At 70.1% G+C, this 23,786-nt stretch carries 17 protein-coding genes and 1 tRNA gene; 13 read left to right on the plus strand and 5 right to left on the minus strand.

Annotated elements, in window-relative coordinates; genetic code table 11:
• Position 1: 1 nt before the first annotated feature.
• Positions 2 to 5,965 carry an FG-GAP-like repeat-containing protein gene (locus ACFYOB_RS18000; RefSeq protein WP_388560819.1) on the minus strand — a complete coding sequence of 1,988 codons (5,964 nt, stop codon included), beginning with the start codon at positions 5,963 to 5,965 and terminating at the stop codon, positions 2 to 4.
• Between the two features lie 1,249 nt (positions 5,966 to 7,214).
• On the opposite strand from ACFYOB_RS18000, the gene ACFYOB_RS18005 reads away from it, so the two are divergent.
• On the plus strand, positions 7,215 to 7,961 hold the full coding sequence (locus tag ACFYOB_RS18005) for a hypothetical protein (RefSeq protein ID WP_388560820.1): 747 nt from the start codon (positions 7,215 to 7,217) through the stop codon (positions 7,959 to 7,961).
• A gap of 159 nt (positions 7,962 to 8,120) precedes the next feature.
• Positions 8,121 to 8,543 carry a hypothetical protein gene (locus ACFYOB_RS18010; RefSeq protein WP_388560821.1) on the plus strand — a complete coding sequence of 141 codons (423 nt, stop codon included), beginning with the start codon at positions 8,121 to 8,123 and terminating at the stop codon, positions 8,541 to 8,543.
• 18 nt (positions 8,544 to 8,561) lie between these two features.
• On the opposite strand, the gene mobC is transcribed toward ACFYOB_RS18010, so the two are convergent.
• Entirely contained in the window at positions 8,562 to 8,846 is a 285-nt protein-coding gene (gene mobC, locus ACFYOB_RS18015; protein ID WP_388560822.1) for a plasmid mobilization relaxosome protein MobC, read from the minus strand.
• On the opposite strand from mobC, the gene ACFYOB_RS18020 reads away from it, so the two are divergent.
• The gene (locus ACFYOB_RS18020) at positions 8,845 to 9,615 is read left to right on the plus strand and encodes a hypothetical protein (RefSeq protein ID WP_388560823.1); all 771 of its coding nucleotides are present in this window, start codon (positions 8,845 to 8,847) and stop codon (positions 9,613 to 9,615) included. The two genes, mobC and ACFYOB_RS18020, sit on opposite strands and share 2 nt — an antisense overlap.
• Before the next feature lie 62 nt (positions 9,616 to 9,677).
• Here ACFYOB_RS18020 and ACFYOB_RS18025 read toward each other — a convergent pair.
• A tRNA-Arg gene (locus ACFYOB_RS18025) sits at positions 9,678 to 9,750 on the minus strand.
• A 332-nt stretch (positions 9,751 to 10,082) separates the two neighbouring features.
• Between ACFYOB_RS18025 and ACFYOB_RS18030 the strand changes: the two genes are divergently transcribed.
• From ACFYOB_RS18030 to ACFYOB_RS18050, 5 genes are all read left to right on the plus strand, one after another.
• Positions 10,083 to 11,735 (plus strand): dynamin family protein, encoded by a 1,653-nt coding sequence (locus ACFYOB_RS18030; protein ID WP_388560824.1) that lies wholly within the window; start codon positions 10,083 to 10,085, stop codon positions 11,733 to 11,735.
• A gap of 4 nt (positions 11,736 to 11,739) precedes the next feature.
• A complete protein-coding gene (locus ACFYOB_RS18035) occupies positions 11,740 to 13,596 on the plus strand; it encodes a GTPase (protein WP_388560825.1) in 1,857 nt (618 codons plus the stop codon).
• 99 nt (positions 13,597 to 13,695) lie between these two features.
• A complete protein-coding gene (locus ACFYOB_RS18040) occupies positions 13,696 to 14,103 on the plus strand; it encodes a single-stranded DNA-binding protein (RefSeq protein WP_388560826.1) in 408 nt (135 codons plus the stop codon).
• A gap of 188 nt (positions 14,104 to 14,291) precedes the next feature.
• Complete coding sequence (locus tag ACFYOB_RS18045) at positions 14,292 to 15,443, plus strand: thioester domain-containing protein (protein WP_388560827.1); 1,152 nt, start codon at positions 14,292 to 14,294, stop codon at positions 15,441 to 15,443.
• Between the two features lie 33 nt (positions 15,444 to 15,476).
• Positions 15,477 to 16,952 (plus strand): bifunctional phosphatase PAP2/diacylglycerol kinase family protein, encoded by a 1,476-nt coding sequence (locus ACFYOB_RS18050; RefSeq protein WP_388560828.1) that lies wholly within the window; start codon positions 15,477 to 15,479, stop codon positions 16,950 to 16,952.
• Between the two features lie 4 nt (positions 16,953 to 16,956).
• On the opposite strand, the gene ACFYOB_RS18055 is transcribed toward ACFYOB_RS18050, so the two are convergent.
• Entirely contained in the window at positions 16,957 to 17,490 is a 534-nt protein-coding gene (locus ACFYOB_RS18055; protein ID WP_388560829.1) for a hypothetical protein, read from the minus strand.
• A gap of 256 nt (positions 17,491 to 17,746) precedes the next feature.
• Between ACFYOB_RS18055 and ACFYOB_RS18060 the strand changes: the two genes are divergently transcribed.
• The 4 genes from ACFYOB_RS18060 to ACFYOB_RS18075 all read left to right on the plus strand — a co-directional run bounded on the left by ACFYOB_RS18060 (position 17,747) and on the right by ACFYOB_RS18075 (position 22,224).
• The gene (locus tag ACFYOB_RS18060) at positions 17,747 to 19,036 is read left to right on the plus strand and encodes an ATP-binding protein (RefSeq protein ID WP_388560830.1); all 1,290 of its coding nucleotides are present in this window, start codon (positions 17,747 to 17,749) and stop codon (positions 19,034 to 19,036) included.
• Between the two features lie 332 nt (positions 19,037 to 19,368).
• Entirely contained in the window at positions 19,369 to 21,033 is a 1,665-nt protein-coding gene (ettA, locus tag ACFYOB_RS18065) for an energy-dependent translational throttle protein EttA (RefSeq protein ID WP_388560831.1), read from the plus strand.
• A 10-nt stretch (positions 21,034 to 21,043) separates the two neighbouring features.
• The gene (locus ACFYOB_RS18070; protein ID WP_388560832.1) at positions 21,044 to 21,499 is read left to right on the plus strand and encodes an acyl-CoA thioesterase; all 456 of its coding nucleotides are present in this window, start codon (positions 21,044 to 21,046) and stop codon (positions 21,497 to 21,499) included.
• Positions 21,496 to 22,224: a hypothetical protein gene (locus ACFYOB_RS18075; protein WP_388560833.1), complete on the plus strand. Its 729-nt coding sequence runs from the start codon at positions 21,496 to 21,498 to the stop codon at positions 22,222 to 22,224. Before ACFYOB_RS18070 ends, ACFYOB_RS18075 begins: the two co-directional genes overlap by 4 nt.
• Positions 22,225 to 22,268: 44 nt before the next feature.
• On the opposite strand, the gene ACFYOB_RS18080 is transcribed toward ACFYOB_RS18075, so the two are convergent.
• Complete coding sequence (locus tag ACFYOB_RS18080) at positions 22,269 to 22,673, minus strand: globin (protein WP_362391801.1); 405 nt, start codon at positions 22,671 to 22,673, stop codon at positions 22,269 to 22,271.
• A gap of 117 nt (positions 22,674 to 22,790) precedes the next feature.
• Between ACFYOB_RS18080 and ACFYOB_RS18085 the strand changes: the two genes are divergently transcribed.
• On the plus strand, positions 22,791 to 23,780 hold the full coding sequence (locus tag ACFYOB_RS18085; RefSeq protein WP_388560834.1) for a methyltransferase domain-containing protein: 990 nt from the start codon (positions 22,791 to 22,793) through the stop codon (positions 23,778 to 23,780).
• Positions 23,781 to 23,786 lie beyond the last annotated feature (6 nt).

The raw sequence follows: 23,786 nt of genomic DNA on the forward strand, positions 1-23,786 counted from the left end.
GTTAGTTCATCCTCATGATGTACCACTCGTTGTATCGCTCCGAGAACGGCCTCGGCTTCCCGGTCTGGAAGTCAAGGAAGATGACCTTGCCATCTGTGTTGATCACGTTGTAGTAGTGACCCGGTCCAGTTTTGGGCCATGCCCCGACGATAGCCCGGGCTCCAGGCCCCCAACGAAGCATCTGATTCACAAGCGGCGTGGCTCCGTTCGCTTTAATCCAGGGCTTGCCGGTCCTCTCGCTCATCTGGGCGCGCGTCAGCGGCATGGGGGCCCCGGCAACGGGCCCAGGGTTCTTGCCCGCCATGAGCTCGTCACCGGCGATGGCGCACAGGCCGCAGTTCCTGCCTCCGCCCTCGGGATTGATTCTCGCCGAACTCTCAGGGTGAAGAGGGGTGTAGTACGGCGCACCGAAACGTGTCTCGGCGGTGGGCCCGTAATAGCGGCCGCCCCCTCCAACGGGCATCGCCGCGTCACGCTGCCAGCCGCGCAGACCACCGAGGCCCGCGACCACGACTTGCTGGGCTAGTTCATCCGCAGTCCGGCTGTAGACGTCGTAGAGCTCCTCGCAGCCTTGGTCGCGGAACATCTCGGCGGCTCTGTAGAGCCGGTAGGCCGGCCGGACGGGGAGGTACTTGTCGAGGAAACCGCCAGCCCCGCCATTCTGGCCCCGGAGGGCGTGGTAGATGTCCGCGACGAACTGGAAGGGGAGTTTGACGCCTTCCACGAGACCGTCGCCGATGATGCCGGCGGCCTCGCCGACGGAATGGACTTTGCCATCGTTGGGGTCGTCTGGAGTGTGGCCGGTCGGGTCGGTGAAGCGGGTGGGCGAGTTGTCAGCGTATGCGTAGGCGGAGACGTACGGCCTGCCGACAGGGAGAGCCGCCGGGTCGGTTCCGGTGAGCCGGCCGGTGGTGGGGTCGTAGTTGCGGGCCCTCAGGTAGTAGTCGGCCGCTCCGGTGGTGGGCTCGGTGTAGGCGCCCGTGTAGGTGAAGGGGTTGGCGGGCGGGTTGGTCGCCACGTCGGTCTTGGTGGCTTCACCGAACGCGGTGTAGCCGTAGCGGACCCGCGCGGTGCCGCTTGCGTCGGTCAGGTCGGTGACGGAGCCGAGCTGGTCGTGGTGCAGGTAGTAGCTGCCGCCGCCGGTGGTCTCGGTCTGGATCTGGCCGAGCGGGTTGTACTGGTACTCGGCGGTGCGGGCGCCGACGGCGTTGTACTCGGCGCCGATCGAGGGTAGGGCTCCGTTGACGTCCCAGGAGGAGGTGCGTAGTGCCGTGCCGCCCTTGGCGGCCTTGGTGCGGTAGCCGTCGGCGTCGTAGGTGAAGGTGTAGGAGTCCGTGGCGACGGTGACCGAGGTGAGCTGGTTCTTCGCGTCGTAGCCGAAGGTGTTGGCGCCGTCCGAGGTCTGGTTTCCGTCGGCGTCGTAGGTGAAGCCGCGGTTGGTGGACCCGGTGGCGGCGGCGGTGAGCTGGTCCGCGTCGTCGTATGTGTAGGTGGTGGCGGTGCCGCCCTTGGTTTGGGTCTTGCGATTGCCGACGGAATCGTATGTGTAGGTGGTGGCGCCAGTGAGGTCCGGGCAGGTCGTGGCTTGCGTGGCCGAGGTGCAGTCCGTGAGCAGTCTGCCAGCGCTGTCGTAGCTGTAGTACTGGTAGCTCGCCGGCTGGCCGGCGCGGGTCGCTGCCACGCGGGTGGCCCGGCCGGCGTCGTCGAGAGTGAGCTGCCACCCGGCGAGGACGACGGCACCCTTGCTGTTGGTGATGGATGAGAGTCGGCCCGCGTTGTCGTAGGCGCGATTTTCGACGTGGCCGTTGGCCGTCGGAAGGGTGCTGCTCGTGAGCCTGCCGTCCGGGTCGTAGGCGTAGGAGATGGTGCCTGCGGAGCCGGACTGGCTGGTGCGCCGTCCATCGGCGTCATAGCCGTAACTGACCTTGGCACCGCCGGACGGGCCCGTCGCGAGGGTGGCACCCGTCAGGCTGCCCTTGCCGTCGCCGTTCCACTTGCGCAGGCGGTTGGCGTTGTCCGGGGCGACGATGCCCTGGTTGGTGGAGGACCCGAATCGGCCCACGCTCGGTGTCCCGTACGCGGTCCAGTCGTCGGGCTGGATGATGTAGGTACCGAACCCGCCGGTGCCGTTGCCCGGGTAGAAGCGCAGTTTGTGGTTGGCGGTGTCGACGGCGAGGAAGTCCTGCTTGCCGTCGTTGTTGAACTCGCCGGGCACGAGGTGCATCGCGCCCCAACCAGCACCGCGGTCGGTCCGGGTACCGAACTTGCCTGCTCCGTCTCCTGGGTAGAAGTACAGGTGCCCGTCGGCCGGGTTGATGGCGAGAAGGTCGAGCTTGCCGTCGCCGTTGTACTCGATGGGGACGACACGGTAGGTGCCCCAGCCGGGCCCGACGTCGGTGCGGGCGACGAATCCGCCGGTGCCGTTGCCCGGATAGAGGTACATGGCGTTGGCGGTGGAACTGATGGCGAGGAAGTCCTGCTTGCCGTCCTTGTTGAAATCGCCAGGCGTGAGGGTCATCGGTCCCCAGCCGGCCCCGAGGTCGACGGCGGCGGCGAAACCGCCCTTGCCGTCGCCGTCGAAGCGCAGGAGGTGGCCGGTTGCCTTGTCGATCGCGAGCAGGTCGAGCTTGCCGTCTCCGGTGTACTCGATCGTGAGGATCTGCTGGAAGCCGGTGCCCGAGCCGCTGCGCGTCGTGCCGGTCGTGAAGTTGCCGTCCGAGCGTCCGAGGAAGGTGCGGATAACGTTGGTGGCGTCGGTCCGGACGACATCGGTGTAGCCGTCGCCGTTGAGGTCCCCGGAGGCGGTCTGGGCGGCGCCGCTCCAGTCCAGCGGCTGGGGAGCGGTGTAGTCGATGGTCCGCGAGGTCAGTTGCCCAGCGTCGTCGTACGTGTACTTGAACGAGCCCTTGCCCGTGCTCGGAGTGACCCCGGTCAGCCGGCCGGCCGCGTCGAAGCCCATCGTCCGCGTGCCCGTGGCATCGGTGACCGTCTTGCGCCGCCCGAGAGCGTCGTAAGTGGCCGACACCTGAGGCGTGGTGTCGCTGTAGCCGACCGCCGTCGTCAGGCCGCGGGCATCAAACGTTGCTGTGGCGGTGACTCCGCGGGCATTGGTGACCGTGGTGCGGTTGCCGTCGGGGTCGTAACCGAAGGTGTCCTTCCGGCCGAGCGGGTCGGTGACCGAGGTCTGCCGTCCGGTGTCGTCGTACCCGTAGGTGGTGGTGTGGTTGTTGGGGTCCTTGCGAGTGGCCAGGTCACCGGCCGCGTTGTATGTGTAGCTCGTGACCGCGCCGTCCGGCCCGGTGACCTTCGCGATGCGCCCGAGCTCGTCGTAGTCGGTCCTGGTTGTCTTGCCCAGCTCGTCCGTGGACGCCACCACCTGGTTGGCTGCGTCGTAGGAGGTGCTGGTCACCTTGCCCAGGGGGTTGGTGACCTTGGTCAGGTTGCCCGCCGGGTCATAGGCGTACGTGGTGGTGAACTTGGCCGGATCCGCACCTGCCGCGTTGCCCCGGGGCTCGACCTGGGTGAGCAGACGCCCGTCGGCGTCGTACGTCGACGTGCTCTTGTGTCCCAGCGGCGTCGTCACGCTGGTCTGGTTTCCATCCGGGTCGTAACCGAACGAGGTGACCTTGCCCAGCGGATCGGTCGAGGACGCGGTGAGCCCGGTGTCCGTGTAGGTGTGGCGGGTGACCTTTCCCAGCGGATCGGTCGTGGTCACGACGTTGTCGATGCCATCGTAGGCAGCCTTGGTGGTCTGGCCCAGGGCGTTGGTGACGGAGATGGGACGGTTCAGCGCGTCGTAGGCGGTGGTCGTGACGGCGCCCGACGGGTCGGTCACCGTGGTCTGGTTGCCGCTTTCGTCATAGCCGTAGCTGGTCGTGTAAGCCGCAGCGTTGGCCCCGGATACATTGCCGCGCGGTGAGACCGTGCTGAGCAGCCGGTTCGACTTGTCGTAGGTGTAGGTGGTCTTGTTGCCCAGGGCGTCCGTGGACGATGCCAGGTTGCCAGTGGCGTCGTAGGTACGCGTCGTGACTTTGCCCGCCGGGCCTGTGGTCTTGGTGAGCCGTCCGGCCGTGTCGTAGGCGTAGGCAGTGGTCCGGCCCGCTGGGTCCTTCACGGAGGTGATTCGGCCTGCGTTGTCATAGCCGTACGTGGTGGTGCGGCCGAGGGGGTCGCTCGCGGAGCTGAGCAGCCCACGCGGGTCATATACGTACGTCGTGGTGAAGGCATTCGGGTCGGCGCCGGTGACGTTGCCCCGCGGGTCGGTCATCGCGGTGACCCGCCCGGCGGCGTCGTAGCGGAATGTGGTCTTCTCGCCCGCCGGTGTGGTGACGGCAGTACGGTTGCCGGCCGAGTCGTAGGCGTAAGTGGTGGCCTTGCCTCGCGGGGATGTGAGGCTCGCGAGCGCGCCCATGCCTGTGTAGGTGTAGGCGACCTTTCCGCTGGACGGATCGGTGCTCGATGCGAGGCGGTTGGCGGCGTCATAGGTGTACGCGCTGGCTTTGCCCCGGCTGTCGGTGTGGCCCGCGATATTCCCCGCCGCATCGTAGGTCCAGCTTTCCGTGAGCCCGGCGGAGGCGGGAGACTTCCGCGTGGCCATGCGGCCGGAGGCGTCGTACGTCATCTCCGTGGTGTTGCCGCGCGCGTCGGTGATCGACACGGGGCGCAGGTTCCGGTCGTAGCTGTACGAGACCTTCTTGCCGTACGGGTCGGTGCTCTCCAGCAGTACGTTGCCGGAGTACACGTCGGTCCAGATGCCGCCGTTCGGGTCGGTGGTGTGGGACTCACGCTTGTTGTCCCAGGCGAAAGCCGTGGTTTTGCCCGAGCTGTCGGTCTGGGAGATGACCCGGCCGGCCGCGTCGTAGGTGTTCGAGACCTTCCCGCTACCCCGGCCGGTGACGGTGGCCACCCGTTTGCTGGCGTCGTACGTGTAGGTGGCGGCCTTGCCGGTCTGGTCGGTAGCGGAGGTCAGCAGGCCCCCCGTGTAGCCGTAGGAGATCGCAGTCCCATCGGGCAGCGCCACCTTGGTCAGCAGGCCCGCCGTATCGAGCGTGAACGAGATGCTCCGGCCCGCCGCGTCCTTGACCGAAGCGAGGCGGCCCGAAGAGTAGGTGAGGGTGAGGCCCTGACCACTGCGGTCGGTCAGGGAGGTGAGCTGGCCCGAGGCGCTGTACATGTGCCGGGTGTGGTCGGCGGTGGTGACCGCGTAGGTCGTTCCAGTCTTGGCCAGCTTCAGGGTGGAACCGGCCGGGGTTGTGTAGGCGCCACCCGCCTGCTCTTTGAAGACCACCTGCGCACCGTCGGCTGTCAGAAGCGTCGCGCTGCTGCCTGCGGCGATCGTCAGCTTGGAGTCGAAGGGAGTCGACCAGCTCCTGCCCAGGAGCCCGACGGTTGTCGAGTCGGAGCGGTAGGTGCGGTACAGAGAGAAGGGTGTGCCGACACCCGGGAGCGCTGCATCGGTGTTCCGGTCGTAGAACATGCCGGTCGCGGTGTTGACCGGGTCCGCTCGGTACGACTGCCCGTAGCAGGTGCACAGCCCGGCTTGGGTGCCCGGAATGTCAGGGGTGTAGAAGGCCTCGACGAGCGGCGAGGTGGTCCCACCAGGGCTCGATGAGCCATCGGCTCCCATGAGGAAGATCCAGGCGTAGTACTTCTTACCGTCCTGGAGATGACCGCCGAGCAGGCTGGAGCTCCACCAGAAGCACTGGTCGACGGGGTAGGAGTTGGACGGCCACCAGCCGTAGCACCACGCTCCGTTCTCCACATACTTGCCGGACGGATCGTCGGTGGCTCGCTTGATCTCCTGTTGGAGAACCGGGTTCTTCTGTTCGTCCATGACGTACAGCCACAGACCCGAGACGGACGAGGCCGCGACCGAGGAGAACTTCGTCTGCCCGCCGATCGACAGCGTGGCCGGGTAGGCGGTCGCGTACGCCGATACCCAGTCAGGATTCGGAACTCCCGCCACCGCGAGCCCTGACGTGCTGTTCCGCTCGACTGCCGGCTTGGCGGCGGGCCCTGCCTTCAGCGGTGTGCTCGGCTTCTCTGCCGGAGAAGCCGGGAGGTTAGGGGGCTTCGGTTGTACGAAGCCCCGCATCGGCGAATGATCCCCGGTGGCGCGATCCATCTGCTCTCGGCGCTCCGCCAAAGACATTGCCTTGGGCGGTTTCGGCAGGTCCTCGGCAGAGCGCGTCACCGCCGAATCTGGCGGCTGCGCGGCCCGAGGCGCTGATTGGGCCCACGCTGCATCAGTGGCCCCGGCTGTAGCCAGTAGTGCTGACGCCAGTGTGAGTACGACACCGCGACGTGCGGATCTGAACATGGCTCACCCCACTCCCCATAGGAAACAGACAGATCGTCTGTCACCGCGTGAGCCAAGCGGAACGAATATCGAACGTGTGGCTGATAATTGCTATTCGGTGGCAGGAGCTCCCATACCGGTGTGCAACGACTTGGGAACACCGCACACCCTTCGGACGGAGGATCAAGGAGTGGGTGGTGTCTCCAGTTCAGGAGGTAGGCCCAGACAGGCGAGCTCGCGCAGCAGCTGAATGCCGCGTGGAAACGGCGGCGCCCAGTGACGTGAGTGCGTACGAGAAGGAGGCTGCGGAAGCCTCCTCGCCGGCGACGAGTGTCAGGGTGCGCCAAGAGGAGCACTTGGTTTCCGGGGTGAGTTGCTGGCCGGGACGGTGGCCGATGTGCTCCAGAAGCCAACCTGCGCTGGCTCGGATAAATCGTCCGTGATCGATATGCAGTGGCCCGCCCGCAGCTCGTACCCGCTCCGCTTGCGCGTCTGTGACCAGTGGGTTAAGGAACACGGAGCCTGCCTGACGGGCGTCGCTGCCGGTCTAGGGAAGGAGGAGGCCGCGATCTGCCCGATGGGTGAGGATGGCGGCTGCGGCCTCCGTGAGGGGAGGGCGGGTGCCCAATGGGGCTCCGAGGTGGTCGGCGAGGTGGCGGTAGGTCACGGGGGCTGCGACTCGGCCTGCTTCGGGTGCTTCGCCCTGTGGGCGCTGTCCATGGTGGTCACGAACCGTTGCCTTCCTCCTCGCGTCGGAGCCTGCCGCCGACCGATCAAGCCGAGGAGGGGCGCCAGATCGCGCCCTCCGAAGATCCGTCGGGTGATGTTCAGTCAACGGGCAGTCACCGCAGCTGGGGAGGGCTCACGATGTAGGCCTGCGTACTCCCGTGTAGTCCAGGAGGGGCCGGGTGACGGGGTGACGAACAACCGGGGAGTCGCGGCTCAGATCGCGCGGGCCTGCGAAGAACGAGGCTGGGGACCAAGCGACCTGGCCCGCGCCGTCGCGCTGGCGGAGAGCGGCGACCCGAGCCGGTTATCCCGCCAGTACGCCCACAAGTGGATCGTGGGTGACCGGACTCCGGATTATTGGTGGCCTTACGTGGCTGCGGTGTTGGACCTTGATATCGAGGCGATCAACGCTTCGCCGAGTGACGGGCCGACACCGCCCAGCGCGGATATCGTGGTCTCAGTCCTGGAGTTGGGAAGGAGCGATGTGGACCGCCGGAACTTCATCACCGCTTCCACCGGATACGCCGTGGCGGCCCTCGGACTGCCCGACCTCGACAGCATCACCCGCCGCACCAAGGCCGCCCCCCCCCCCGTCGGCTCCGTACGCGTAGGCAAGGGTGAAGTCGCCGCGGTCAAGCAGATGGTGAAGGCGCTCGGCGATTCCGCTTCCGAACTGGGCGGTGGCCACGCCCGCCACCTCGCCGTCCCTTACCTCACCCAGGACGTCGCGCCCTGGCTGGAAGGCCGGTTCACCGAGGCCACCGGCCGCGAGCTCTTCGGTGCGACCAGCCAGCTCGTCCACCTCGCCGGGTGGATGGCCCAGGACGAAGGCGACACGCCGGAGCTGCGTGGCCTCGCCCAGGGCTACTACGCCCACGCATTCCGCCTGGCGGCCGAAGCCGGCGACCCCGAACTGTCCGCCACCGCCTTATGAGGTCTCGCCGTCCAGTGCGTCGAGCTCGGCTACCGGGCCGAAGCCGTCCAGCTCGGCGAAGCCTGCGCGGACTACGGCCGCCACCTCGACAACCCACGGGCCGTCGCCTACTACGAGGCCACCCTCGCCAACGCCGCCGCCCAGGACGACGACCGCCGCATGGCCACCAAGCGCCTGGCGATCACGGAATCCGCCATCGGCCGCCCGGCTGTCGCGGGAGGCGAGTCGTGGGCAGCCCACTACTCGCCCGGCCGGTGGGCGCACGAGAGCGGCATGATCCTCACCCGCCTCGGTGACCTCGACGCCGCAGAGGAGCACCTTCACCTTGCCCTCGACATCCACGGCCTCGACCGCCGCCGCACCCGCGCCATCGTCCTCGCCGACCTCGGCGCCGTACGGCTGCGCCAAGGAGATGTGGACGGCGCGATGGCGACCTGGAACGACTTCCTCGAATGCGCCGAGGGCATCCGCTCGGTGAAGGTCCAGGCCGCCCTCCACGACATGCGGGTACGGCTGCGCCGTTACCAGGGGATGTCGGAGGCACAGGCGCTGCGGGAGAAGGCCGCCCGGTTGAGCGCCTGACACCTCAGAGCTCGGGGGTCATCGCTGGTGGTCGTTCCTCCCGTCGACCAACTGCTGCACGGCAGCATCCATCCGCCTGACTGCCCGCCATACGTCTTCCACGACCGCATCGGCGTGGTAGGCCGTTCCGCCGGAGTTCAATGCCTTGGCCACCTGGTTGATGTTGTTGCCTACGTGGCTGAGGTGGCGGCGCGAGGCGAACAGCTCGACCACGATCTCGCGGTCGCCAGCCACTTCGGCCGCCGTCCGGTCCAGGTCCTCGGCGCTGAGGGCGGCATGGGCAAGGAAGCCAGCCGTCGTCATGCCGCATGCTGCGGCGCCCGCAGAGATCAGGGCGAGTTCGTCTTTACCCAGGCGTTACGCGGGGCTGCGCCCGGAGGAGGCAGTCGCACTGCGAGTAGCTGACGCGACGCTGCCGGAGGACGGCTGGGGTGAGCTGCTTGCCCACGCGGCGGAGCCTGAGGTCGGCAGTCAGTGGACGGACGACGGCGAGGTCCACGAGAGTCGCCATCTGAAGGGTCGGGCCGTGGGCGATACCCGTCCGGTGCCCGCCCATCCGGCGCTCGTCGCGGTTCTGCGCGAGCTCGTGGCGCGTGACGAGCTGAAGCCCGGCGACCTCCTGTTCCCCGGAGAGAAGGGCGGGCTGCTGGCCGGATCGGTCTTTCGGCGCGTCTGGACCAAGGCCCGCGAGGCCGTGCTCGACGAACACGAATACGCCTCGCCCGTCGGCAAGCGCGTGTACGACCTGCGCCACACCTGCCTGACGACCTGGCTCAACAACGGAGTCCCGCCGGCCCAGGTCGCCGCATGGGCGGGCAACAGCGTCCCTGTCTTGCTCGCTACTTATGCCCGATGTGTGACTGGCCAGCTGGCCGATCTCCAGAAGCGCATCGAAGGCCCGCAGGAGCTGCCCGCCGTGGAACCGCAGACGGACCGGGCGCAGCAGAACTTCGGGAAGTTTTCGGGAAGAACACCCGCCAAGAGCCGTCTGAAGCCGGGTTCAGTCGGACTGCCACCCCCGCCGTCAGGGGCGGTGCAGGGGCTTACGTCGCCGCTACGGCGATCGCGTTAGGGTGCCGCTGACCTGCGAAAAAGCCCTCCGCGGCGGGAGGGCTGGGGGTGGTGCGGAAAGAGTGCCCCCGGCAGGACTCGAACCTGCGGCCAAGTGCTTAGAAGGCACCTGCTCTATCCACTGAGCTACGGGGGCCGGAAGGTGGCCGTGGTGGGCCTGGAGCCCCTGGTGGGGGTGGGGCTACGGTCCGTGCCGGGTCAAGGATAGGGCTCCGGTCGCCTTGTCCCGGTTGCTTCACTCGCGTGCCACGATGTGGAGGTTCGGTGAAGCGGTCCCGATAATCGCAGGCAGGTGCGATTCTCGCATCGCTTTTGCGCCGCGGCGCCCCTGGTGTTGTGCACTCGTTATGCCTGCGCCCCACTCGTCCGTCGTGTCCAGGATGTCCCACTGGGGTGGCGGTCGGCGCGCAGAGGACGTATAAGCTTCAAAAATGGTCCTAAATTGGGCATTCTTCGCATGTGGTGACCTTGGATGTTCGGCCTCAGCTGCTCGATGCCCTGTCCGCCCTGCGCGACCGGGTCGCGTCCGTGCGTCTGCCGCTGCCCCTGCCCGGCGCTCCGCGCGCCCGCCAGACCAGAGCCGAGCTGCTCGCACAGCTCGATGACTACCTCGTACCCCGGCTGAAGGCGCCCGAGGCGCCGATGCTCGCCGTCGTCGGCGGGTCCACCGGGGCCGGCAAGTCCACCCTCGTCAACTCACTCGTCGGACGGCAGGTCAGCGAGGCCGGGGTGCTGCGTCCCACCACGCGTACGCCGGTGCTCGTCTGCCATCCGGATGATCATCACTGGTTCGCCGGGATGCGGGTGCTGCCCGACCTCATGCGGGTCTGGGTGCCGCACGGCGAGGAGGAGCCGCCTTCCGCCGCCAATACCCGGCCCCGCGACCGCGGCCACCCGAACGGCCATCGCCGCGGCCGCCCGAACGGCCACGGTCAAAGCCACGCCACCCGCGAGATGCGGATCGAGACCGTCTCCACCCTCCCGCGCGGACTCGCGATCCTCGACGCCCCCGACATCGACTCCCTCGTGGTCGAGAACCGGACACTCGCCGCCGAACTCATCTGCGCCGCCGACGTCTGGGTGATGGTCACCACCGCCTCGCGCTACGCCGACGCCGTCCCCTGGCACCTCCTGCGCACCGCCAAGCAGTACAAGGCCACCCTCATCATCGTCCTCGACCGGGTTCCGCACCAGGTGCTCGCCGAGGTCTCCCGGCAGTACGGGGCCCTGCTCACCCGGGCCGGGCTGGGCGACGTACCGCGCTTCACCGTGCCCGAACTCCCCGAATCCACCGGTGGCGGCGGGCTGCTCCCGGGCAGCGCCGTCGCGCCGCTCGCCGCCTGGCTCGCCCACCACGCCCAGGACCCCGCCGCCCGGCAGTACGCCGTCGGGCGGACCGCGCTCGGCGCGCTCGACTCCCTCGGCCGCCGGATGCCCGAACTCGCCTCCGCCGTCGCCGCCCAGTACGCCGCCGCCGTACGGCTGACCACGGCTGTGGAGCAGGCGTACAAGAGGGAGGGCAAGCGCGTCCGCAACCGCCTCGACCAGGGCGCCGTGCTGGCCGGGGACGCACTGACCCGGTGGCGCGGCTACCCCCTCGACACGACCGCCGACGAACTCCTCGACTCGCTCGCCGAGTCGCTCGCCTCGCTGCTCCAGTGCGCCGTCGCCGCCGCCGACGAGCGGATCGCCGAGTCCTGGCGGCGCGAGCCCGCCGCAGGCGCCGTACCCCTGCCCAGGCCCGACAAGGAGGCGGGGGAACGCATCGGCATGGCCGTACGGCACTGTCGGCGCGTGCTGGAGGAACTCGCCGAGGAGGAGGTCGCGCAGCTCGACCGGCAGCCCGCCCCCGACCCCGACGCCATCGCGGCGCTGCTCGTCGCCGCCCTCCTCGGCGGCAAGCGGGCCCGGCCCGCGGGGGAGAAGCTCGCCGAACGGATCGGCGCGCAGGCGGCCCTGCGGCTGCGCGACCAGGGCGCGGAGCTGGTCGGCGACCACCTCGACCAGGTGCTGCGCGCCGAACGTGACCGCCGGCTAGCACCGCTGGAGGCGCTTGAAGTGACCCCGGAACCACAGGCCGAGCTGATTGCCGCGCTGTCCGTACTGCAGAAGGAGAGGTGACGCGGTGACCGCTCTGACCGACCGCACCGACGACCGCTGGGACGACGGACTCATCGCGCGCTCGCGCCCCAAGGCCGTCGAGGCAGCCGAGGGCGCCGAGGGCGACGGCGAGGGCAACGAGGGCGACGAAGGCGACGAGGCGCTCGTCCGGGCCGTCTCCGGCGCGGGCAGCGACGGCGGCAAGGCGGCCGCGCCCCCGCTCAGCCGCGAGGCGCGGGCCCTGCGCGCGCGCCTGGACGCGCTGCGCCAGCTGGTCGGGCTGTCCCGGACCCGGCTCGACGGCAAGACCCTCGCCGAGGCGGGCCGGGTGCTGGACGAAGCGGCCGCGCGGCGCGGGCTGTCACCGCAGCACACGGTCGTCGCGATCGCGGGAGCCACCGGAAGCGGCAAGTCCACACTCTTCAATTCCCTCGCAGGGGTGCAGATCTCCGAGACCGGGCTGCGCCGGCCGACCACCGCCGCCCCCATCGCGTGCAGCTGGTCGGACGGGGCCGCCGGGCTGCTGGACCGGCTGGAGATCCCGGGCCGGCTGCGGCGCCGGCCCCGCGAGACCTCGGAGGCGGAGGCACTGCGCGGGATGGTCCTCGTCGACCTGCCCGACCTCGACTCGGCGGTCGGCGCGCACCGCGACCACGTGGACCGCGTACTGGCGCTGGTCGACGCGGTGGTGTGGGTGGTGGATCCGGAGAAGTACGCGGACGCGGTGCTGCACGAGCGGTACCTGCGGCCGCTGGCCGGGCACGCGGAGGTGACCTTCGTCGTGCTCAACCAGGTGGACCGGCTGCCCGGGGAATCCGCCGACCTCGTATTGGACGACCTGCGGCGGCTGCTGGACGAGGACGGGATCGCACTCGGCGAGCACGGGGAGCCGGGGGCCACGGTGCTCGGACTTTCCGCCCTGACGGGTGAAGGCGTCGGGGAACTGCGCGAGCTCCTCGGACAGTTCACCCAGGAGAAGGGCGCCGCGACCCGGCGGATTTCCGCCGACGTCGACCGCGCGGCCGTGCGCCTGCGGCCGCTGTACGTGGCGGCCGGGCACTCGGGGCCGGAGATCGGGGAGGCGGCGCGCGCCGAGTTCGAGGACCGGCTCGCCGAGGCCGTCGGGGCGTATGCGGCCGGGCTCGCGGCCGAGCGGGCCTGGCGGCGCAATGCCGGAAAGGCGTGCGGGACGCCGTGGCTTCGGCTGTGGCGGTGGTACGAGAGCCGCCGCGCGCCGCGCACGCTGTCGGGCCTGGCCGCCCTCGCGGCGATCGGCGGACGGGGCACGCCGGTCCCCGAGGCGCCCGTCGAGGAGGAGGTGACCGCGCGCCAGAAGGTGGAGCAGGCCGTGCGGGCGGTCGCCGACGAGGCGGTCACGGGCCTGCCCGAGCCGTGGGCGCAGGCGGTGCGGGAGACGGCGGTGCGCGGCGCCGAACGGCTCCCGGAGGCGCTGGACGAGCTGGCGGTGACCCTCGGCGCGGCGGTCGCGGTGCCCACCGTCAAACCGCCGCGGCCCGCGTGGTGGCCGGCGGCGGTACTGGGGCAGGCGGCGATGACGCTGCTGCAGATCTTCGGGGGGATGTGGCTGGTCGGGCAGATCATCGGGGTCCTGGAGCCGCAGCTGATGCCGCCGGTGCTGCTGATGGTGGCGGGCATCGTCGGCGGGCCGCTGGTGGAATGGGCCTGCTCGATCGCGGCCCGCGGCCCGGCGCGCAGGTACGGGCAGGACGCGGAGCAGAAGCTGCGGCAGGCGGCGGCCGGATGCGGGCGGGCCCGCGTGCTGGAGCCGGTGGCGGCGGAGCTGCTGCGCTACCGGGAGGTGCGGGAGCAGTACGCCGCTGTCGCCGCAGGGGGGACGAGGTTGTCCACAACCCGCCACTAGTCCACAGGCCGGAGCGGGGAGCGGCGGGCGGCCCCAGCATGGTGCGTACCTCGTGCGGATGGTCCGTACGGGTGCGAATCGCGGGGGAGGGCGGCCGGGATGAACGACACCCAGGTGACGCTCGTGGGGTACGTGGCGACGCAGATCGACTACAAGGAGACGGTGGGCGGCCCGTCGGCGAGGTTCCGTTTCGCCGTGACGCCGAGGTACTTCGACCGGCGCAAGGAGGCCTGGACCGACGGGTCCACAAGCTTCTACACGGTGTGGGCGCGGCGCACCCTCGCGGTGAACCTGGCCGGTTCCGTGTCGGTCGGCGAACCGCTCGTGGTGCACGGCCGGCTGCGGGTCCGGGAGGACCCGCCCGACGGGGAGGGCCACCGGTGGGTCTCGGCGGAGATCGACGCCACGGCCGTCGGGCACGACCTCAACCGCGGGACGGCCGCGTTCCGCCGCGTAGTCCAGACGGATACGCCGCTGATGGGTAATCAGAAGGCGGCGGTGGTTTGAGTGTTCGAGCCGGATAGGATTCCCCGGTACTCACGGGCACCTGGGTCTTTGGCCCGAAGGGGAAGACTGTGTCGATTGCCGTTCCCGCATCCTCCGTTCCTGCTTCCGTTCCAGTTTCGGCTCGCTCTTGCGGTCGTTCAGTTTCCGGTGCCGTTTCGGTACGGGGCTCCGCGCGCCGCCCGCTGGCGGTGGCCCTGCTGGCCGCGGCCCTCACCGCCGCGCCCGGCGCCCGGGCGGCCGCCGACTCCGACCCCGCGGCTTTCCGGGCGCCGGAAGGCGCGAGCGCCGTGCTGGACGGGCTGAAGACCTACGGGCAGGCGGTCCTGCGCTCCGGGGACGGATCCGTCCGGCAGATCCCGGCCGGCCTCTACGAGATGCGGGTCGACGGCGGCGGGATGCTCCAGACGTACGGGGTCGGCGTCGCGGGCAACGCGCAGCCCCAGGCCCGGTACACCGAGAGCGGCTGGGCCGGCAGCCCGCTGGCCGGGAACAGGGAGGCGGGCCGGATCCGCTGGGTCCTGGAGCACTCCTACCCGCAGCTGAACGATCTGGCCGGGCTCGCCAAGGTGGCCGGGGCCGGGGCGCTCACCGCGGAGAGCGCGGCGGCCGGGACCCAGGTGGCGATCTGGCGGCTGGCGGACGGGGTGCAGGTGGAGGCCGCGGACCCGGCGGCGGAGAAGCTTGCCGACTATCTGCAGCGGCAGGCCGGACAGCTGCCGGAGCCGCCCGCCTCGCTGGGGCTGGACCCGGGCGGCGTGTCCGGGGCGGTCGGCACCCGGCTCGGCCCGGTGACCGTGCGGACCGGGGCGCGGAGCGTGTCGGTCGTCCCCGACGCGGCGGCCGTCGCGATGGGGGTGCGGGTGGTGGACGCCGAGGGGCGGCCCGTGGAGTCCGCCGTCAACGGCAGTCGGCTGTACTTCGAGGTGCCCGCGGGCACCCCCGACGGGACGGCCTCGGTCACCGTCCAGGGCGCGACCAAGGTGCCGGTCGGGCGGGTGTTCACCAGCGGGGTGCCCGCCCAGGCGCTGGTCGTGGCGGGCTCCAGCGAGTCCGCGGCCGCCGCCACGGCCACGGCGGTCTGGCCGGAGCCCCCGGTCGTCGGGACGGCCGCCACGGCCGGCGGGAACGCGGTCACGCCCGCCGGGCAGCAGGGCATCCTGTCCGCCGCCACCCAGACCACGCCGGACTCCCCGGACGAGGAGCGGCTGGCCACCAGCGGCAGCTCGGCGGCCACCCCGGTCATCGCCTCCCTGGCGGTGGGCCTGGTGGTCCTGGGCGGCCTGGTGGTCCTCCTGCTCCGCAAGCGGCCACTGGATGAGGGGGAGGACGGCCAGGCCTGATTTCGGATCCACGCCTCGGGGTAGGGGCAGACAATGGATCAAGAGGTGACCTGGCAGGGTGCGGTCGTACGGTGGGACCGCCAGCTGTTCGACATGGTGGCCCGGCGGCACTGGCCCGGGGCGGACCGGGTGCTGCCGCGGCTGGGGCGGGCCGCGAACCACGGGGTGCTGTGGGGCGGGGCCGCCGCCGCGCTCGCCGTATTCGGATCGGCCCGTGCCCGTAAGGCCGCCGTGCGCGGGGCCGCCTCGCTGGCGCTGGCGTCCGCGACCATCAACACCGTCGCCAAGTGGTCCGTACGGCGCCCGCGGCCGCTGCTGGACGGCGTCCCAGCGGTGCGGCAGCTGGCAACGCAGCCGCAGACCACCTCCTTCCCGTCCGGGCACTCGGCGTCGGCCTTCGCCTTCACCGCCGGGCTGGCGCTGGAGTCCCCGGGCTGGGGCGCCGTGCTGGCGCCGGTGGCCGCGTCCGTGGCCTTCTCCCGGGTGTACACCGGGGTGCACTACCCCTCCGACGTGCTCGCCGGGGCCGCGCTGGGCGTGGCGGCGGGCTTCGTCGTGGACCGGCTCGCGAGGGACGCCAAGGAGGCCAGGATCGTGCCGGGCGACGAGCGGACCGCCGCCGGCGTCCCCGCGCTGCCCGACGGGGAGGGGCTCACCCTGGTGGTCAACACCGGATCGGGGACGGCTTCGACCGCCGGGCTCGACGTAGTGCGCACCCGGCTCCCCAAGGCCGAGGTGATCGAGTGCGAGGGACCGGACCTGACCGCCCGGCTGGAAGAGGCGGCCTCCCGCGCCACCGTCCTCGGCGTCTGCGGCGGCGACGGCACCGTCAATGCGGCCGCCACCACCGCCCTGCGTGCCGGGCTGCCGCTGGCGGTGTTCCCCGGCGGCACTCTCAACCACTTCGCCATGGACCTGGGCCTCAGCGGACCCGAGGACACCTGCCGCGCCCTGGCCTCGGGCCACGCCGTCCGTATCGGCGTGGGCCGCTTCACCCCCGGACCGGAGGGCCGGTCGGGCTATTTCCTGAACAACTTCAGCATCGGCGCCTACCCGGAGCTGCTGCGCCACCGGCTGCGCTGGGGCCCGCGCATCGGCGGAGCCGCCGCCGCGCTGCTGGCGGCCTGGCAGGTGCTGCGCGCCGAGCGGCCCGTGCGGCTTCGGCTGGCCGGTCGGCCCCGGAGCGTTTGGCTGCTCTTCGCGGGCAACGGCACCTACCACGGGACCGGCCCCACCCCCCGCCGCCGCGACAGCCTCGGCGAGGGCCTGCTCGACGTCCGGCTCGTCTACGGCGGCGGCCGTCCCGGCCCCCGCCTGCTGGCCGCCGCCTTCGCGGGCCCGCTGACCCGTTCCCCGGTCCACACCGCGACCCGGCTGCGCAGCCTGCGGATCGGGGACATCCCGGCGGGCACCCCCCTCGCCTACGACGGCGAGTACGCCGAGGCACCGACGGCCCTGTTCCTCGACGAGCTCCCCGACGCCCTCACCGTCTACCGGCCGCGGACGTGAGGGCCTACGCGTCCACCCCGAGGTCGGCCCGCATCGCGGCGCGCATCTCCTTCCAGCGCTCCCCGAGGGCCGGCAGGCCCGCCAGCAGCTCCTCGAAGGTCCCCTCGGGATGCGGGTCGCCCTCCTCCAACTGCAGGATCCGGCTGTACGAGCTCGCCAGCGCCTGCGCCATCGCGTCCAGCTCCACCAGCACCGCGTCGGACGCGATCATCTGCGCCTCCGAGAACGAGACGTGCATGGCGCCCCGCGCCTCCTCCAGGTCCGTCCGCCCCTGGGGGGTGACCTCTCCCTTGTGGATGAGCCACAGGAAGTTCATGAGCTCGAGCCGGTAGCGGCGGTATCCGGAATTGGCGGTCACGTAGCACGCGCGCCGGGTGTCCCGTTCGGTGACGAGCCGCTCGCGCCGCCACTGGGCGTCGGCCAGCCGCTCCTGCCGCTCGAACTGCTGCGCCTGGATGCGCGCGAGCACGCGCTGTGACAGTACCGGTGCGAGCAGTGTGCCCGTGACGCCGACCTGTGCCACCGTCAGTGCCGGCATCGTGTGCCCCATGGAGCCCCCCGGCCGCCCGGCCACTGCGGGGCGCCTCCACGAGAAGTCCCCGTACCGTCCGGACAAGTTGTGGATGCTGCTCGTTCCTGGAGACGCTCCGCCCGGATGCCGCGCGTTGAGGCGGCTCGTAGGCTGGTTGCAGGGCCTCACCGCTGGTGGCCGATGGGGCCGCGGACCGCGCTGACATCAGTGTCTGAACGCGACACCGGCCCGGTATCGAGCTTCGACGTCTCAATGGTGCGTCATGACAATTTGGACCGATCTGGGCTTCAACCAGAGCCCCTATGACACTAAATCTCTTCCTCCGACGGCGATCGGAGAGAGGCTGCTGGTGGGGCGGGAGAAGCATATTCAGCGCCTGATCAACCGACTCGCCTCATCGTCGAGCCATGTGACGATCGAAGGCGAGGCCGGGGTCGGCAAGACCAGCCTCATCACCATCGCCAATTATCGCATGAAGAGGAATAGCGATAAGGCTCGGAGCCCGATCCTGCTCCCCATCGAGAAATCGTTTCAGATCACCACCCAGGATGGCGTCAAGCTGCTTGAGGCCGCGGTTTACCGCGCGGTCGCGGAAGCTTTCATAAGATACCGGGAAGCATTGCAGGCCTGGGGCTATGACACGCCTAAGGTGGCAGACATCAACAAATGGATGAACTCTCCCATCATTAAGAACATCTCCGCCGGTGTTTCCGTTGCGGGCGTCGGTGTGTCGGCAGGCAGAAGTGAATCATTGAATGCTTCAACCGCATTCGCGGAATCCGGCCTGGCCAATATGGTGCGTTCTTGGATGGCTGAGTGCTTCGACCCCCCAGGGTGCGGATACTTCGTCTGCGTATTGGATAACCTGGAGCTTCTCGTCAGCTCGGCCTCGGCGCGACAGGCGCTCGAAGAGATTCGCGACACGATTCTCGCCGAGCCGGGCTTGAGGTGGGTGATATGCGGAGCGCGAGGCGTAGTGCGCACCGCAGCGGCGTCACCGCGACTCCAGGGTCGCCTGTGCCACCCCCTTGAGGTCGAACCTCTGTCCATGGGTGATGCGATCGGGGCGCTTGAGGCTCGCATCGACGAGTTTTCGACAGGAGGAGCTCCGCCGGTCGGTCCTATAGGGTTTCAATATCTCTACGAGATTCTGAAATGCAATCTGAGGAACACTCTTCAAAAGTGTGAGGACTTCAGCTTCTGGCTGCACGACGAAGGGGTCATCGGCGCGGGGGAAATGGAGCATGTTGCGCTGATGCAGTCCTGGATGACGCTCCTTTCGGATGAATATGCGAACAACCCCAACATCTCTCCGCACGGTTGGAAGCTTCTTGACGACATGGTCGGCAACGAAGGCTCCTGCGATTTTGGCGACTACGAGCTCTTCGGCTTCTCCGGTCCCGACGAAATGAAACGATGCGCCGCGGAGCTTGAGCATCAAAATCTGATCGAGATGTCGCCCGGTGATACCGGAATGGATTCGGCTCTTGTCGCACCGAACGGATGGCTTGCCCGGTTTTCGAGATCGGGTTACCAGATCCCACGTAGCTGAGCGACATGCTGGCTCGGCGGCCGGCCGCGCTGCCCGAGGCCGATCCAGCGACGAGAGAGGACACGCCAGGCTGAGCCGGGGCGGACATGACAAGCGACAGCAGGCCTGCGCCGCTCCGCCCGGGGCCGACCGTGGACCGTCCGAGCCTCTCCGGCGTCGAAAGGCGTCGAAAGGCGTCGAAAGGCGTCGACCGGCGGTGACCAGAGCGTGAGACGCGCCCCCCGGCCGCGCCCCAGCTCAGGGGCCGTGACCATACGCGTTTCCCCCGAGGGGTGGACGGCTGGCAAGATGGGGTGTATCTGCCCACCCATCGATCTGCCGGACGGTTTCTCTTGGCTGAGTACATCTACACCATGCGCAAGACGCGCAAGGCGCACGGCGACAAGGTGATCCTTGATGACGTCTCCTTGAACTTCCTGCCCGGTGCGAAGATCGGTGTGGTCGGCCCGAACGGTGCCGGTAAGTCCACCGTTCTGAAGATCATGGCGGGCCTGGAGCAGCCGTCCAACGGCGACGCCTTCCTGTCGCCCGGCTTCACCGTCGGCATCCTCATGCAGGAGCCCAAGCTCGACGAGTCGAAGACCGTCCTGGAGAACGTCCAGGACGGCGCCGCCGAGATCATGAGCAAGCTCAAGCGCTTCAACGAGGTCGCCGAGGAGATGGCGACCGACTACACCGACGCGCTCATGGACGAGATGGGCAAGCTCCAGGAAGTCCTGGACCACGCCAACGCCTGGGACCTCGACGCCCAGCTGGAGCAGGCCATGGACGCCCTGGGCTGCCCGCCCGGCGACTGGCCCGTCGTCAACCTCTCCGGTGGCGAGAAGCGCCGCGTGGCGCTCTGCAAGCTGCTGATCGAGGCCCCGGACCTGCTCCTCCTCGACGAGCCCACCAACCACCTCGACGCCGAGTCGGTGAACTGGCTGGAGCAGCACCTCTCGCAGTACAAGGGCGCCGTCGTGGCCGTGACCCACGACCGCTACTTCCTGAACAACGTCGCCGAGTGGATCCTCGAACTCGACCGCGGCCGTGCCCACCCCTACGAGGGCAACTACTCCACCTACCTGGAGAAGAAGGCCACCCGCCTCAAGGTCGAGGGCCGCAAGGACGAGAAGCGCCAGAAGCGCCTCAAGGAAGAGCTGGAGTGGGTCCGCTCCAACGCCAAGGGCCGCCAGACCAAGTCCAAGGCCCGTCTCGCCCGTTACGAGGAGATGGCGGCCGAGGCGGACAAGATGCGGAAGCTGGACTTCGAGGAGATCCAGATCCCGCCGGGCCCGCGTCTGGGCTCGATCGTGGTCGAGGTCAACAACCTCTCCAAGGCGTTCGGCGACAAGGTCCTCATCGACGACCTGTCCTTCACGCTGCCGCGCAACGGCATCGTGGGCATCATCGGCCCGAACGGCGCCGGCAAGACCACGCTCTTCAAGATGATCCAGGGCCTGGAGGCGCCGGACTCCGGCTCCGTCAAGATCGGCGAGACCGTCAAGATCTCGTACGTCGACCAGAGCCGCGCCAACATCGACCCCAAGAAGACCCTCTGGGCGGTCGTGTCGGACGAGCTGGACTACATCAACGTCGGCCAGGTCGAGATGCCGTCCCGCGCGTACGTCAGCGCCTTCGGCTTCAAGGGCCCGGACCAGCAGAAGCCGGCCGGCGTCCTGTCCGGTGGTGAGCGCAACCGCCTCAACCTGGCGCTGACGCTCAAGGAGGGCGGCAACCTGCTGCTCCTCGACGAGCCCACCAACGACCTCGACGTCGAGACCCTGTCCTCGCTCGAGAACGCGCTGCTGGAGTTCCCCGGCGCGGCCGTGGTCATCTCCCACGACCGCTGGTTCCTCGACCGGGTCGCCACGCACATCCTGGCGTACGAGGGCGAGTCCAAGTGGTACTGGTTCGAGGGCAACTTCGAGTCGTACGAGAAGAACAAGGTCGAGCGTCTCGGTGCGGACGCGACCCGTCCGCACCGTGCCACCTACAAGAAGCTCACCCGAGGCTGAGGTCCGCACCATGGCCAGACACCACTACCGGTGCCCCCTGCGCTGGTCGGACATGGACTCCTTCGGACACGTGAACAACGTGGTCTTCCTCCGCTACCTGGAGGAGGCGAGGATCGACTTCATGTTCCGGCTGGCGCCGGGGGAGGGCAGCGAGTCCTTCACCGGCGGGTCCGTCGTGGCTCGCCACGAGATCGACTACAAGCTGCCCCTCGTGCACCGGCACGAGCCGGTGCTCATCGAGTCCTGGGTGACCCGTATTGGCGCCGCGTCCCTGACCATCGGCTACGAGGTCAAGGACGAGGCGACCGAGGACGCGCCCGAGAAGGTCTACGTGCGCGCCTCGACCGTGGTCGTGCCCTACAACCTCGCTGAGGGCCGGCCGCGCCGGATCACGGCCGAGGAGAAGCACTTCCTCGAGAAGTACCTCGACGAGCCCGTCGGCTCGGAAGGACGCCTCGCGGCATGAACCAACGGCTGCACTTCGCCGACTCCGGGGAGGCGGCTGACCTCGCCGCCTTCCTGGGCCGGCTGGTGCACTACGACCGCGCCGCCGCCGTCCGCCTTCAGGGCGGCGGCGGCGCGCTCGCCGTGTTCGGACGGCCGCCGTCCTTCGAGGTCCTGGCCATCCGCACGGTACGGCTCGCCGCGCCCGTCGAGATGCCGCTCGACCTGACGGTCTCCGCCGGTGAGCTCCTGGAATCCGTGGACGAGGCCTCGGCCGCGGCCACGGTGCCGCGGCCGGTCACCGGCCCGCCGTGGACCGGGGTGCTCCCGCCGCGCGGCGGCTGGCGGCAGCTGCCCGGGCTGCCCGGGCCCGAGGAGATGGGGGCGGCCGTGGCGGGCGCCGTCGCCGAGTTCCGCGCCCGCGACGAGGCCCTGCCCGAACAGCACCGGACCCGGTCCGAGCGCGACCGCATCGGCCGCGAGATCTGGTCCCGGACGCTGGGCGACACCGAGCTCCCGCTGCGCGCCGTGCACGCCGCGCAGTCCCTGGGCTTCCTGCGGCCGGTACGGTCCACCGTGCCCGCCGCCACCCCGCGTACGGCGACCGCCCCCGACCCGGTGGCCCTGCTCGCCGCCGGGAGCTGGCTGCGGCTGCGTACCCCGTACGGCTCCGTCGCCATGCGCAGCCCCGGCCTGGGCGGCGGCCTGGGCGCCCTCCAGGTCCGCCCGGTCCGGCCCTCGCGCTGAGCGCGGGCTGACCCGGCCTGACCTCGGGCTGAATCCAGGGCCGGCTAACCCGCCGTGTTGATCATCGACGCGGCGGCGTACGTGAGGTACTTCCACAGCTGGGCCTCGTGCTCCGGCGCCAGGCCCAGCTCGTCCACCGCGACCCGCATGTGGCTCAGCCAGGCGTCGTGCGCCGCCGCGTCCACCTGGAACGGGGCGTGCCGCATCCGCAGGCGGGGGTGGCCGCGGTGCTCGCTGTAGGTGGTCGGGCCGCCCCAGTACTGCATCAGGAACAGGGTGAACCGCTCCTCGGCCGGGCCCAGGTCCTCCTCCGGGTACATCGGGCGCAGCAGCGGGTCCTCCGCGACCCCCTGGTAGAAGCGCCGGACGAGGCGGCGGAAGGTCTCCTCGCCGCCCACCTGCTCGTAAAAGGTCTGCTCCTGAAGCGTGCCCCGCGGAATCTCGTTCACCCGACCATCGTCTCAGACGCCCGGACGGAGGACCGGGGTCCTAGGACCCCCCCCGCACCGCATCCGTGCGGACTCCGCGAGGTCGCACCCGAGGGCGGCCCGCAGGACAGTTGAGTCATGGGCGCACACACCTCACGCACCACCCGCGTACGGGACCTGCGCGAAACCGCGCACGCCGCACAGGTGCGCGAGCTGACGGCGGCCGGGGTGCTGGACGACCCGGCCTGGCGGGCGGCGTTCGCCGCCGTGCCCCGGCACGTCTTCGTCCCCTACTTCTGGACCGGCCGCGGCGCCGGCCACGAAAGGCTCTGGGCCGAGGACCCCGACCCCGAACGCCGGGCCCGCTGGCTGCGCGGGGTCTACGAGGACACCCCGCTCGCGACCCGGCTGCGCGACGGCGAGCTGGTCTCCTCCAGCAGCCAGCCCTCACTGATGGCGAAGATGCTGCGGGCGCTGGACGTGCGCGACGGCGACAACGTGCTGGAGATCGGCGCGGGCACCGGCTACAACGCCGCCCTGCTGTGCCACCGCCTCGGCGATGACCTCGTCACCACCGTGGACCTCGACGAGGAGATCACCGAGTCCGCGCGTGCCCACCTGGCCGAGCTCGGCTACCACCCGGTGGTGGTCACGGGCGACGGGGCGCGCGGCGCTCCCGCCCGGGCCCCGTTCGACCGGATCATGGTGACCTGCACGCTGCCGCTCATCCCGCACGCCTGGCTGGCCCAGTGCCGGCCCGGGGCGCGGATCCTGGCCCCGCTGTCGACCGGGCTGATCGCGCTCACGGTCAGGGACGCCGACTTCGCCGAGGGCCGTTTCCTGCACAACCCGGCGTACTTCGTCCCGCTGCGCGGCGCCACGGCGGCGCCGCAGCCGGCCGCCGGGGTGCCGTACGGGCTCCCGTACGAGCTGGTGGAGAACGAGCGCTTCCAGTTCATGCTCGTGCTGACCGCGGGCGCCCTGCATCCCCGGGAGGCCCTGGACCTGTGGCGGCGCGAGGACCGCCCGGCCCGGGAGCGCTTCGGGGTCACGGTCACCGCCGAGGGCCAGTGGTCGTGGCTCGACGATCCCCAGGGGCCCTACTCGTGGCCCCTGGGGGAGAGGTGAAACAGC

This window comes from Streptomyces sp. NPDC006463, assembly GCF_042870715.1.
Lineage (GTDB): Bacteria > Actinomycetota > Actinomycetes > Streptomycetales > Streptomycetaceae > Streptomyces.

Coding starts and splice junctions, on each gene's coding strand:
- ACFYOB_RS18010 (WP_388560821.1), top strand. CDS start 8,121: ATGGCCACCAAGCGCCTGGCGATCACGGAATCCGCCATCGGCCGCCCG.
- ACFYOB_RS18020 (WP_388560823.1), top strand. CDS start 8,845: ATGCCGCATGCTGCGGCGCCCGCAGAGATCAGGGCGAGTTCGTCTTTA.
- mobC (WP_388560822.1), bottom strand. CDS start 8,846: ATGACGACGGCTGGCTTCCTTGCCCATGCCGCCCTCAGCGCCGAGGAC.
- ACFYOB_RS18040 (WP_388560826.1), top strand. CDS start 13,696: ATGAACGACACCCAGGTGACGCTCGTGGGGTACGTGGCGACGCAGATC.
- ACFYOB_RS18050 (WP_388560828.1), top strand. CDS start 15,477: ATGGATCAAGAGGTGACCTGGCAGGGTGCGGTCGTACGGTGGGACCGC.
- ACFYOB_RS18055 (WP_388560829.1), bottom strand. CDS start 17,490: ATGCCGGCACTGACGGTGGCACAGGTCGGCGTCACGGGCACACTGCTC.
- ACFYOB_RS18060 (WP_388560830.1), top strand. CDS start 17,747: ATGACAATTTGGACCGATCTGGGCTTCAACCAGAGCCCCTATGACACT.
- ACFYOB_RS18070 (WP_388560832.1), top strand. CDS start 21,044: ATGGCCAGACACCACTACCGGTGCCCCCTGCGCTGGTCGGACATGGAC.
- ACFYOB_RS18075 (WP_388560833.1), top strand. CDS start 21,496: ATGAACCAACGGCTGCACTTCGCCGACTCCGGGGAGGCGGCTGACCTC.
- ACFYOB_RS18085 (WP_388560834.1), top strand. CDS start 22,791: ATGGGCGCACACACCTCACGCACCACCCGCGTACGGGACCTGCGCGAA.